The sequence below is a fragment of the Acinetobacter sp. ANC_7512 genome (assembly GCF_056779935.1).
The window spans coordinates 141,850-155,559 of record NZ_JBWYIX010000006.1 but is presented as its reverse complement, the minus strand read 5'-3'; the positions used below and the strand labels follow the sequence as shown (position 1 = coordinate 155,559).

The 13,710-nt window shown below is 39.6% G+C and carries 7 protein-coding genes; 1 reads left to right on the top strand and 6 read right to left on the bottom strand.

Annotated elements, in window-relative coordinates; translation table 11 throughout:
* Positions 1–157: 157 nt before the first annotated feature.
* Positions 158–427: a 30S ribosomal protein S15 gene (gene rpsO / locus AC1M9H_RS07775; protein WP_035264047.1), complete on the bottom strand. Its 270-nt coding sequence runs from the start codon at positions 425–427 to the stop codon at positions 158–160.
* A 249-nt stretch (positions 428–676) separates the two neighbouring features.
* On the opposite strand from rpsO, the gene AC1M9H_RS07770 reads away from it, so the two are divergent.
* The gene (locus AC1M9H_RS07770) at positions 677–1,972 is read left to right on the top strand and encodes a serine hydrolase domain-containing protein (RefSeq protein ID WP_092767411.1); all 1,296 of its coding nucleotides are present in this window, start codon (positions 677–679) and stop codon (positions 1,970–1,972) included.
* Between the two features lie 64 nt (positions 1,973–2,036).
* Here AC1M9H_RS07770 and AC1M9H_RS07765 read toward each other — a convergent pair whose 3' ends face one another.
* The 5 genes from AC1M9H_RS07765 to AC1M9H_RS07745 form a co-directional block, all read right to left on the bottom strand.
* Positions 2,037–3,497, bottom strand: coding sequence for a S8 family peptidase (locus AC1M9H_RS07765; protein ID WP_481613116.1), 1,461 nt, complete (start codon positions 3,495–3,497; stop codon positions 2,037–2,039).
* A 43-nt stretch (positions 3,498–3,540) separates the two neighbouring features.
* Positions 3,541–3,828, bottom strand: a complete 288-nt coding sequence (locus AC1M9H_RS07760) for a hypothetical protein (protein WP_035264045.1) — start codon at positions 3,826–3,828, stop codon at positions 3,541–3,543.
* Positions 3,829–4,434: 606 nt separating this feature from the next.
* The gene (gene recD / locus AC1M9H_RS07755; RefSeq protein ID WP_481613115.1) at positions 4,435–6,204 is read right to left on the bottom strand and encodes an exodeoxyribonuclease V subunit alpha; all 1,770 of its coding nucleotides are present in this window, start codon (positions 6,202–6,204) and stop codon (positions 4,435–4,437) included.
* A gap of 87 nt (positions 6,205–6,291) precedes the next feature.
* Positions 6,292–10,011, bottom strand: coding sequence for a UvrD-helicase domain-containing protein (locus tag AC1M9H_RS07750; protein ID WP_481613114.1), 3,720 nt, complete (start codon positions 10,009–10,011; stop codon positions 6,292–6,294).
* Positions 10,008–13,676, bottom strand: a complete 3,669-nt coding sequence (locus AC1M9H_RS07745) for an exodeoxyribonuclease V subunit gamma (protein WP_481613113.1) — start codon at positions 13,674–13,676, stop codon at positions 10,008–10,010. Before AC1M9H_RS07745 ends, AC1M9H_RS07750 begins: the two co-directional genes overlap by 4 nt.
* Positions 13,677–13,710: the final 34 nt, after the last annotated feature.

Sequence of the window (13,710 nt, the reverse complement as noted above, 5' to 3'; positions counted from 1 at the left end):
TTAGAAGCCGACCTCACTAGAAACACTATTTTTAAACACAAAGAAGGAGCGAAACTATTCGCCCCTTCCCCATGATCTAGTCGAAACTAGATCGCCTTTAGTTTTCAGCAATACAGCATTCAACATGCAATAATCCGAAAATAAAGTTTAAATCGAATTAACGACGTAAACCTAAAGCAGCAATCAAATCGCTGTAACGAGTAGCATCTTTACCTTTAAGGTAGTCAAGAAGCTTACGACGTTGGTTAACCATACGGATAAGACCGCGACGGCTATGGTGGTCGTGTTTGTGCTCTTTGAAGTGACCTTGTAAGTCATTGATTTGAGCAGATAAAAGAGCTACTTGAACTTCTGGTGAACCAGTGTCGTTTTCAGCGCGAGCAAATTTAGCAATGATCTCTGCGCGATCTGCGTTTGTTAAAGCCATTCGATTTCTCCGAGATGCTTATTTAAAAGTATTTGATACAAATCAATGACGCTCTTCAAAGCGGAATTGACTGCCGTGCATCACTACAGCAGCGTGCTATTTTAAAGGAACCCCCCTCAAAAAGCAAAATTATCCGCTCAATAACTTCTGGCAGAAACAATCATCAATTCATGTCGTTAAAGATACTGACTTTTGTTTTTTGGCAGGGCAAACTTGCCTGTTATAAAAACAATGAAACATGGAATGAACGTGAAATTACTCTCTACAAATACGTGCATAGCACCAAAAGACTTAACTACGATCACTCGTCATAAAGACGAAGTTGCGCCAGAACTTGGGGGAATGACGCAACAGCAAATTGATAAAATTTGGCACAGTGTTGAAGCACTTTATCGTACTGGCAATCATCCAATGATCAGTATGTGTTTACGTCGCAAGGGTCAGATATTAATTAATCGCAGTATTGGTTACACAGAACTTGGTCCAAACTATCAAACAGACCCTTCTAAAGTTGCGACACCAGAAACACCGGTCTGTATGTTTTCTGCCTCTAAAATCGTTAATGCCATGTTAGTGCATTTGTTAGATCAACAAGGGAAAATTAACTTACTTGATCCAGTGAGTCGCTATATTCCAGAGTTTGGTGTTAACGGTAAACGACGCGCCACCATATTTCATTTGTTATCACACCGTGGCGGTATTCCTAAAATTGAAACTGAGGTCACTCCAGAGCTTTTATTTGATCGTCAAGGGATCCTGGAGCATCTTTATGCAGCAAAACCGATTGCACCCGTAGGCTCGCAACTCTCTTATCATGCTGTAACTGCTGGATATATTTTAGGAGAATTGGTTGAACGTGTAACAGGACAAGATATTCGTGATTACTTGCACGAACATATTGAAAAACCAATGAATTTACCTTTCTTCAACTATGGTTTAAAACCAGAACTACGTCATTTAGTTGCAAAAAATTATCCAACTGGGATTCACCCTGTTTTGGGGACTGACCTATATCTCAATCGTGTATTAGGCGGAGGACTGCAACTGGCAGTGGATGTCACCAATGATCCCCGTTTTATGGATACCGTCTGCCCTGCAGGAAATATTTATACCAGTGCTGAACAAGCCAATCGTTTTTTTGAAATGTTACTTAATGGTGGTCGTTATCAAGATCAGCAAATTATCAATTCAGAAACGGTCTTCAGAGCAACACTCCCTACATCCAATACAACAATAGACCGTAACCTTTTAGCACCTATGCGTTATGCACTTGGTCCGATGTTAGGCAGTAATCCAATCGGTGTATTTGGCCCAAATACTGGACAAGCTTTTGGTCATCTAGGTTTCTCGAATATTTTATGTTGGGCAGATCCTCAACGGGATATCAGTGTATCGTTCTTAAATACAGGGAAATCTGTGTTAGGCACACATTTAGCCGCTTTAGCAAAAGTGCTATATCAAATATCCAACCAATGCCCAAGTATTCCTAAGGAAAAAAGACGCGCGTTATTTGGAACTGATCAATCTGAAACTGAACGTGTTTAATATCAATGTAAAAAAGGCATCATTTAGATGCCTTTTTTTAAAGTTTTCATCTATTAGCCATCAATTAACCACTACAGATTGTCACAAATAAGAAAGTACGACAGTTACGTTGTGGTGCTGGAGTTGGTGTTGGCGTAGGAGTTGGCGTCACTACAGGTGGCTCAACAACAGGGGGTTGTGGTGCTGGAGTAGATGGAGCACCATTTAACGCAGCAATTAAATTCAAACGAGGTGTGCGAATTGAGTTACGATGATCCGTAACCAAAGTTCCCGTAGACGTCATACGTGCAACAATTTGATCCAATGATTCATTCGGGAAAGCATTATTCGCACGTAACACAGCAACAGCCCCAGCGACGTGAGGTGCAGCCATTGAAGTACCATCCATTGTATATCCGCCAGCGGTAATACGTGAACCAGGCGCCAATAAAGTTAAATTACGACTCGAGTTACTGAAACACGTTACTTTGTCGCTATAAGTTGCACTGTCAGAGCAATTTTTAAATCCAATTGAACCTACATTAGCATCATAAACCGCTCCTACACTGACCGCACCCGCAGTACATGCTGGATAGGATATACCACTCAGATGGCTATCATTACCAGATGCAACAACTGGTAATACCCCATAGCCTCTCAACTTCGAAAAAGAATCTGTAAGTACGGAACTAGTACAAGTTGAGGAATAACTACGTCCATTACCAATGCTTAAGTTTACAGATTTAATGTTTTTGCTTTGGGAGTGGTTCGCCACCCAATTCAAGGCAGCCACTAGATCATAATCGTATGCCGGCCCCCCATCTCTAGAGGTACTACCAGTGAAGACATCAAGCATGACAATTTTTGCACCTGGTGCAACTTTAGAAGCAATTGCTGCAACGTTAGTTCCATGTCCATTAACATCTAACTGATAGTCTTCTCGAGCAACCTCGACAGTTTCTAAAACTTTACAAGTTGATGATGGTACACCTGGCGCTGTACAATTACCAAAATCTGAATGTCGGTAATTAATACCTGTATCTAAGATAGCAATTGTTGTCCCCTCACCAGTATAGCCTTGCGCAGCCGCAGGTACTTGACCAATTAATGGTAGACTTTGAGATGCTGTCGTATAAGAAACATTATTTGGATAAACTGCTTTTACATTCGGGTCATTCAATAAGCTTACGAGCGTGTCACGCTTTTGAACGCGATGAAAGCTATATGGTAAAGCATTATAATCACGTAGTAATTGAATACCACCTAAACGTATAAACCGCGATTGAATCGATTGCTTCTTTTGAGCAAGATGTTCACGAAGTTGAGTGCGATTATTTTCTAAATGATTAGTGTCAACATGATATTCAACGATTAAATCATTTGAACTGTTGTTCAGTAATGCCGACAGATTAATACCACCTTTCGACACTTTTTGTTTTGCCTGATTGTTCAATTGAGCGTTAGCTGCTACAGGACTCATCTGAGCCATCGCAGTTCCGACCATCAAAACACTCAGACATGCGCTTAATGATAAAGTTTTAAACATAATTATTCTCCGTTGTTATGTTTTTAGTGCGCAGGGTAAAAAATTACACTTGATTGGCTGGATCAGTTTCTGGATCAATAGGCTTAATCGAAAAATCGCTCTTCGGATCTACTAAATCTGGAGAATCAGTAACAGGCATCTTCTCAGACTCATTTAAATCTTCGACTTGATCTTCGTTAGGCGATATTGGCGTTTGCTGTCCACTCTCAGGAGCAGATAGAGAATCAATCTGAGCGACTGAGGAAGTGTTTTGATCTGCAGGCTTAAAACATTTATACAACCCAAACAGAACAACACTCACCAAAATGATTAAAATTATGAATTTTTTCATGGTTTTTTTGTAAAGTGATAATTTTTACGCACTTTAATAGAATCGTTAAGTCAAAACAAGTATAAAGATGCCTAAAAATTAAGATTGAGATAAACGGTTAAAAAAGGCCCTATGACAAGTCATAGGGCCTTTTTTGCGCTGTAGATTCTTATATTTTAGTTATGATTCTGTTATTTATATTTTTATTGTAAGTGCTGCACACACATTTATTATTAATACGGTCCTTGTTCTGAAGGTTTCATTTCCTTATATGACTATTTTGCCAGATTCATTATGCAACACAAGTCGCAGTTTTCTGATCTTTATGTAAGAAATTGCGTACATTATGTAATCAATTTAATCTTATATGTATATAAAAAAGCCCTGTAGTCTCTCCCAAAACTACAAGGCTTAGCGGCTGTAAGTTTCCTCTTTTATCACTTACATCATTGTAAGTTCGCAGTCTCTCGACTATAAATTATTGTAATTATGCGATATTGCTCAACTTTCCGTGTTGAACCTTTTATGCAAGCAATCATCGCAAAAAATTGTACGAAGCTCTATGCGCCAATTTCTCGAATCCTTGTAAGATATTTCCTACAAAGGTTTTCTATTTTCAACCAATCGTTAAATATTAGATATAAATAAAGTGTTTAATTTATTCAATAAACCTGTTTTTCTTATTGTTTTAATGTTTATTGCCTCAAATAAAGCATCAGTATCCACCAATAAACTGACTGCTTTTTTTGCCCTCGTAATCGCGGTATACAATAATTCTTGGCTCAATAGACGTGACGCAAACTCATCTAATACAACTGCAGTGTGTTTAAATTCAGAACCTTGCGACTTATGAATGCTCAGCGCATAACAGGTTTGCATTGACTTTGGTAAACGTGATGCTGGAAACCATTGGGCAAGACTTGGAAAATATACTTCAAATTGATCAGCAAACTGGCGATGTCTGAGACATATCCCAATATCACCATTAGAAAGCCCGAGTTGATAATCGTTATATGTCATCATGACAGGGCGACCAATATACCAAAGGTCGTGTCGTGATATCCGCATGTGCTGAAATAGCTCCCTTTCAATTTCATCATTCAAACGATTCAATCCCAAATGTCCATGTCTCACTGCAGCTAAGATCCTATAATCATCAAATTTTTGGATAATTTCAGCCACATCCTGCTGCTGATATCCATTTCTGACATAAAGGTTGAGTGCTTTAAAGTAATCCGTAAACCCCGAGCTTAATTTAAGGTAATAGGCTTTTAAATCTTGATCTGAATATTCTTTATTCAAATACTCTAGTTGAACAAGATCCTCTTGAAGCTCAGCTAAATTAATCTGTTGGATTTCAGATGCTCTACAAATCTCCTTCTCAAATTTAGCCAATACCTCAACTTTCGAGCTTTGTGGTGAGCATTGATGTGACTGGATGAACCTTGCCAAATCACCGATTTTTGCACCTGCTTTGAATCTTCGACTGGTCACTAAATTGACGTGATGGTCATTAAGCGCTTTTACTTGTTGTAAATCCGCCAATACCATCCCCACATCAACCGAGGCCAACTGCTGTGCATCCCCTAACAAGATCAAACGACATTGGTCTGGAATTGCTTCAAAAAGCATCGTCGCGAGATTGAGATCGAGCATTGAGGCTTCATCAATCACCACCACATCATAGGGTAATGGCTTTTTCAGACTGTATTTAGGTTGAGCGCTATGCCCTAAACCCAGAAGACGGTGAATCGTTAACGTATTTTGCTGCTTTAAGTGGGCAATATCCAAACCCATATTGAGCATTGCATCGTCATTTAATGAGTTTTGCAATGCTTCTTTCATTCGCTGTGCAGCTTTCCCTGTCGGTGCAGCCATTGCGATTCTTAACTGATGATTCGACTCATTTAATACGGCAATAATACGCGCTAGAGTATACGTTTTCCCTGTACCCGGACCACCTGTAATCATACTCAGCGCTTGCCTTGATACTATTTCTAAGGCTTGCTTTTGAAATGGATCGGTTAATAATTTTTCATATTTTGTGCAATCTACAGGCACTATCGTTTGTTGCTTTAAACGATAAACTTGTTGAGCTAAACGCTGCTCTAATTGCCAATAGCGATATAAATACAAATAGTTCTGATCATAAACAAAAGGCGCGACCTGTTGTTCTGCAAGCTCTGCGCTCACGAGCAACTTACTCAGATCTTGGATAACCTCCCCTTTCAAATCAATACAACTATCGCCGACAGTAGATGCCATCAGAACTTGTTCAATGGTGTTAATGGATTGTTCATTTAAATCATCTGATGAAAGATACTGATTTAGGATATATTCAGCCCAAGTTGTTACCCATTGAGGAACATCAACTTTTTCATTCTGATTAATTTCCACACAGTTATCCTCATAGTTATCTACACATTTATCATCAATATTATCCACAAGATAAATTAATGATTAATAATAAATTCATTTAAATATTCATGCTATTTTGCTGTTTTTATCCTCAGCAAAATAGCCCAATATTGCATCTAATCTTAGAATAAATTCTGAACTAGGACGCCAATAATTAAATCCATATTGGTCAGTGCCATTCATCCCACGTAAATATAAATAACTGGCACCACCAAGATCTCGATCGATGTTGTAGTCATCAATATGAATACTTAAATAGCGATGTAATGCCACCAAATATAGGGCTGCTTGTAGCCAATAACTTGCATGCGTCATGCTCAGCTGAATAGCTTGAGCTGAATAGTCTTCCACATGATTTCCGAGATAATTACTCTTATAGTCGGCAATGTGATAGCGCTTCCCATCATAATAAACCAAGTCAATTGAACCATTGAGGTAACGTGCTGAATTTGCAGCATTGAATTCGGGCATATTAAGCCCAAACTCTAAAAATAATTGCTGAATACGCTGAATACCAAATATTCGGTCTGCTAAAGCCAAATAGAATGGAAATTCAGCCAAATGTGCTTCAGGTACTAATTGTTTGAGTCGAAATTCAGGTTGAATAGGTGTCTCTAAAACCTCTGCTAACCATTCAGCCATCATTTCTAACAGATGTTGCTCGGCATCATGATGTTGAGGAAAATCTGATTGAAATTTAGCGAATAATTGCTCCCATAAACTCGAATAGGCATTTTTAAAACGGCGGCGAATTTCTAATGTCCAATCTCGGCGATCTTGAAAATCGATATGTTCAAAAATTTCATGTAGGAAATTTCCAGCTAATGTTCCCATCGGAAAATGAGCACGAATCCAACTCAAAGGTTGTTGATGATCCAAATCCTCAAATTGATATGGAGTCACGAGCGTCACAGCATTGACCTCATCACTCGCATGATGTTCAATCATATCTTGAGCCGCCATACGATCTTTAATTTGTTGATGACTCAAATGTTGTGCGAGATAACTAAAACTGGTTTTGGCTCTAGGATAAAAATGAACTTGAGGATATTTCTGCGCAATCATTTGAACAGTATGATGTTCTTTTTTTGCGATTACTTTCTCAGGGCATTGCTCTAAACATGGCTCATCTAAACTGAAAGCATGCTGAAATTGGTTCGCACCATGACCACGCCAAAACGCCAAACCATAAATAGATTGCCCTTTTTGATCACTCATCATTGAATAAACGCGGTGTTGTGCTCGAGTTAAGGCCACATACCATAATCGTCGATGCTCTGCCAAAGCACGTTGGTCATGTTGCTCAACCTCTAATGGTTCCAATAATTCTTCACGCTTTAACGCCACGACACGTTGTGCGACGGACTTTCCAGTTCCATGATCCTGCACTTCACGAATTGAAAAGTTAAGTTCGCTTCGATCTGACAGTTTACGATCTGCGCCAAGCAAGAATACAATCTTAAACTCCAATCCTTTAGATTGGTGAATAGTTAAAAGGTGAACGCCCGCTTGATTACTCAACTGTCTTTCAATTTCCCACTCTCTTTCCATCGGATTTGAAAGCTGCCGCATATACCAATGATAAAGGGTATGCATACCTCTTAACTCATCACTGTTTTGGCTCAACAACTCTGAAATGTGTCGTAGATTGACCACTTCGCGTTCATTGTCATAGCTGAATTGCTCAACCAAGTTTGTCCAAACTTTGAATTCTGTGAGGAAACTTTGCCATGCTGTTAAAAAGCCTTGGCCCATCCACATTTCACGAATTTCTTCAAATTTCGTGATAAATAAACTTAAGCCATCTGCTTGAATTTGAAGTTGCAAAAAACGATGTAAATTAAAACCCATCAATCGTGTAAGTAAAGCTCTCTTTAATTTAGCTTCATCAAATGGATTCATGATGGCTGTCAAAATTGCACCAACATCTCGAGCAATTCCACTTTTGAAGACACTTTTTCGTGAAGGTCGATTTACAGGAATGCCTAACATCAATAAGTGATGATGAACTTTATCTAAATCAGGATTGTTACGAGACAAAACAGCGATATCATCTGCCTGAAGCTCAATACGTTGCCCCTGCTTTTCGAAATATAGCTGACTTTGGGCAGCCTGATTGAGCAGATCCAGTATCTTCCAAGCAACCTGCTCTAACTCGTGTTCCTTATCATTTACTTGAACCCAACGAAGCGGAGCATAATTTTCTAAACCGGATTGGATCAATAATGGATGCGATCGAGTACCTGCTGTAACAGGCGTATATTCAACTTGTTCACCAAAATCCATTTGTTGTTGAAACAATGCATCGACGACTTCGACCAATGGTTTCACTGAGCGATGATTATGCACAAGTTGGTAAAAACGCCCTGCTTTAGTTTCAACATCTTGATATGCTTTTAGGAACGTGAGCATGTCTCCACCGCGGAAACCGTAGATCGCTTGCTTACGGTCTCCCACCATAATCATACAACCCTGCTTCACACGACTTGGATGTCTCCAAATCTGCGCCAACATATCATCTTGATCTTGGTTGGTATCCTGAAACTCATCCACTAAAATAAGTGGGTAACGCGCGTGAACGTACTTTGCAAACTCCTGACCTTGCGCTCCCTGCAGTGCTTCGGCCAAAGTTCGAATTTGCTGTGAAAATGTGGTTTCTGATTTTTGCTGTAACAACTCTGGCAAACGTTGTTTTACTTGTTGTGCTAAATAATATTGTAAATAACTCTCCAAATGCTCGAGTTGTTGGTTGAGCTTGTCAAACTGTTTAAAAAACTCAGCAAGTTCAACAATAATAGGATGTTGCTCAAATGCCGCCAAAACATCGACGGGACATTTGTTGAGAACTTTTTTTCTTAATTCATTCAACTGACTAAGATGAGTGCTGAGATGCGACGCAAAAATGACTTCAATGCCTTGGGATTTAACTTGATCAAGGAATTCAGGCAACAACTGCGTGAGTGTCATTTTTAATTTATCTTGATCGCGCCACTTCTTTGCGACTACAGCATAATACTGCCCTTCAGGATCATAAAAGTCTGTTAATGAATCTAGCGTTTCAAGCTCGATCTGTATGAAGCGCTCTGCATGAGTTCTGAAAGCGTCTACATCTATGGTCGGCGCTGGCACTGCTTTGAAATAAGCAGAGGAAAAATTCAAACTCGTTTCAATTAAATCGATATAAGCATCTTGTGACTTAATTTTTTTCTTAAGCAGCAAATAATCTACAGTTGATTGAGGCTGCTGTTGAATCCATGCCCGTAATTCATCATGAATTAACTGAACCGTATATTGTTTTGCATCATTGGTGATTTGCATTCGTTCAATTTTACCGCTCTCAAATGCAAATTCACGAAGAAGCTTTTGGCTAAAGCTATCCAAGGTCCCAACAAAGAGTTCTTCAAGCTGATCTATCACCAATTTTAAACGTGCACATGCATGTGCAATCAAGCCAGAAAATTGATTTAAAATCACTTGATATAAAATATCTGATTCTAATTTTGCACGCGCCTGAACTTGATCTTGAGTTAGCTCACGACATGACTCTAAAAGTCCAAGTACCTCGATTAAACGTGCACGAATTCGACTTTTCAATTCAGCCGCTGCTTTGCGTGTAAATGTCGTCGCAATAATCTGCTTTGGTAAATATTCTTCTAATAAAATTCTGACCATGAGGCTGGAGAGCGTATACGTTTTTCCAGTCCCCGCAGAAGCCTCAATCCAATGCAATCCAGTGAAATGCATATCCACAATTGGCTGATATGAGACTATAGGCTTTTGACTCATATTTCAGCCTCCGATTGATACATATATATCGGCTGATATAAGACATAAGCAAACTGATCACACGCTTGTTTTAATAGGTGTTCAGCATCTAAATCTTGTAAAATATACTGCCAATCTCGGTGCAAATGACTTTCTTCGCTGCCATTTAAACTATAACTCAGAAAGGCATCGCTTTTATTCCACTCATTTAATAGCTTATCGAAGTTGTTTAACTGCTGATGACCCTCTTCATCAGTGACCCATTCTAATGCTTTTCCATCTACCGCAAGTTTCATCAGCAATGCTGCAGGTAAAACGAGAGGCTCTATCTGAGCTTGTTTATATGCATGAATCCATTGGGAAAGCATATCCTGAGCTTGTTTCGTCGTCAGGCCAGTACACATGATGGTTTTATCGCTAAAGATTTGGATGCGCTGCATTTCAGTTGCAAGGTGATCTGGTAAGTCTCGATAACTTAACCAAAGTAAGTATTCTAACCACACATGTGCTCGTCGTTGTGCGCGTGCACTGGATGTTGAAACACTCACCCAACTCGTCTCATCCCCTTGAGGAACGGTCACTTGAAGATGTATATCATCTATTGCTATGACGCGCTGAGTGATTTTGGTCGGCTCATCAATATAGTACTTTTGCCTTTTTAATAACTGCTGATGTTCTAACAGACTCATTTTCAAACTGACTTCTTGTAATTTACCGACAGGAAGCTGGTCACTGAGTAATTCAGTCTGAAGCTTCGAAACATTAGGCTGCTGTTGTAAAAAGTCACGAATAGAGTATCGTGCTAATCCATCTAATAACAGCGGCTCATTCACCTCAGGTAAATCCTGATCCTTTAAATTAGATACGCCTACGGTTTTTAAATAAAGACGCGCAGGAAAACAAATATCTTTGATCCATTGTTCAGCGTCCAAGACCATAATGTCCTGATTCAATTCAAGCGAGGTATTAATCCAAGCCGCTCTATGACCACGTTGATCCTGACGATTGAGGTTAGAAGCCACGGCATACCATTCATCGTCATAGCGCTGATGCTGTTGCTGAAAACCATCAGGATCAAAGGGTTGCAAAGGATGCACCGTATAGAGTGTGCTCAAATTTTGATGAACTTGAATGCCATCTATATCAATGAGAGGATTCGAGGAAGATTGATCTGATGTTTTTATGATCCACGCGAGATGTTGGAGCAATTCCTGAACACTACTTGATGGATCTCGCACTTCACCATCGGCTACATCAAAACCATTATAGAATAGCCAGAGATTATCTTTGGCCAATAACAAAGCGTCTAAAAAAGCACCTTGATCATCATCTAAACGTGATCGATCACCAATCATTGGCTTGAGTAAATCCATTAAATCAAAAGGTAAATGGCTCTCCCGATTTGGAAACTTCCCGCCATCTAAATTCATCATGACAATTAACTTATACGGTATTGGCCGAATCAAACCAATTTGACTAAATGTAATTTGTCCAGTTGGCAATGCATAATCAAGTTGCGATTCAAGGGTGCTTTGGATTTCAGTCAGAATATAGCTCAAAGGCAAACGTATGTTTTTAAGAATGGCTTGATCATGTTCTTCATAGAAATTTGCCAGCGTTAGCATTCTTATTTGCTTTTGAATAATCTCTTTAATCATCTCTAACGAGCTTACACCAGCGCTTTCAAACTCATTAACTTCTAAAATTAAACGATTGAGCCAAAATTCAACATGCTCTGACGTCTCTTGATCATTTTCGATTTCAATCGTCGTGAGCCAATCTCGACGCTCTACAAAGTGCTTATATATTTCAATGAGCGTGGCAATTAAGTGAAAATCACCCGAGTCCACTACATGAGAACTTAAGGTCTCCTGAAACATCGCATGAACTGGAACAGCCACACCCAGCGCCAAACGATCTAAGGCATACTTAAAACTGAACCGATAGTCTTGATCATACTCCGCCAATGTTTTTTGCAAATGTTGCTCATCCAAACCTCGTCGAAATCCCGCTTGTCTCAACAACGATAAGATGCGCTCAGCCCCGTTAATGTCTAAGCAATATCTCACCTGGGTCGCTGCTAAGTTCAACCAATCAGCAAAATCATCAATGGTAAATCGACTTTGTATCAGTTCAATTCGCCCTAACACTGAACGCCATGCCAATACTGTATCTAACTGCGTGATACCAGCTAGCTTTACTGGCAGATAAACACCTGTTGCAGTATTTTTTTGCGGAAACACACTCCGTATCAAAGGCTCAATTTGCTTCAGATCAGGCGCAAGAACTAAAATATCACTCGGACGGCGTGGTGCTTCTGCTGTTGACTGAGCAAGCCATCGGGTCAATTGATCTTTTAAGACTTCAAGCTGTCGTACAGCGGAATGACAAACATGAATGTGGATTGAATCGTCTGCTGGATCTAATACATAACTTTGAGCTTGAGGTTCAACCAAATGTAAAATATCTGATTGCAATTGGCTCAGTAAATGTTGCGGTGCCTCATCCACAAAAGCATCTATCCATTGCCCCTCATCACCAGAGGAAAGGTTAGACAACAGAGAAAAGTGATCACGTGCCTGCTTGCCCATTCGTGTTAATAAGGGATGTCTGGACTCACGTGCCAGCCCATTAAAGCTCAGACTAAAATTCTCAAAAAACTGCTCAACTTCATTATCAGCTGGTTTTCTTTGATGCTTTTGCTGAAACTTTTCGATATATCGCTCTTTGAGCTTTAAGTCATATTGTTTTTTCCAATTCGGATCGACACTATCCGCCCAATATTCTTGTGAGGGATTGTAATGCAAAATCAACACATCAATGTACTGACCCAAACGGCGCAAAAACTGTAATTGACTTGGTGGTAAATCCAAGAGTGTAAAAACGATCAGTTGCTGTGGTAGTTTTTTGAGGGCTATTTTCTGTTGCTGTTCATCACGAAGTACACCCCAAAAATCATGATCAATACTTTCCATTTCAACAAAGTCTTCATGAAAAATATTGAGCCATAACCAACGTTGCCAAGCCTCTAATTGTTGTGCCTGCGAAAATTTAAAACTGGAATCTTGATCGTTTAGATATTGTAATTGTTGTTCAATATTGAGTGCTTCATTACGCCCCCATACCTGAATCCAATTTTCAGGACAACGACAATCATATTCACATGCTCGGCGACAATCTGCTCGATAAATCATGTAATTGCTGAACAATTTTGACACTTGATCAGACACCCAATACAACATGCTCATTTTTTTTCGATATTGTTCATTTGACTGTTCAATACGTGCTGCGCTGTCATAGATACGTGTGATTAATGGGAATAAAGGATGTTCAACCTCAAGCTGATTATGCGCACGCTGTATAAAAGGTTTGAGCGCTTGGAAAATACGCCACTTCATAATCAGACGTGGAATATTCGCTTTACGTACTTTATCTTTGTCACTCAAAATTTGCTGGTAGGCATACCATTGAAAGCCACGAATACGTTGATGGAAAAATGTATTTGCACTGATGCCTTGGTGCTCAGATAACCGTTGGGTTAACCACTCTTGCATTGCCGCAGAAGGCACCACAAAATGTTGTTGCTGTAGGACTGCAAATGGGTTGTTCGTGGGACGCTTTTGAGTCGTGATGATGCCTTGTACCAAAACTTCAATGCGCTGACTTTGAATTACATGAATTCCCATAAGGTCCCTTTCACCATACAACGTACACGTTATG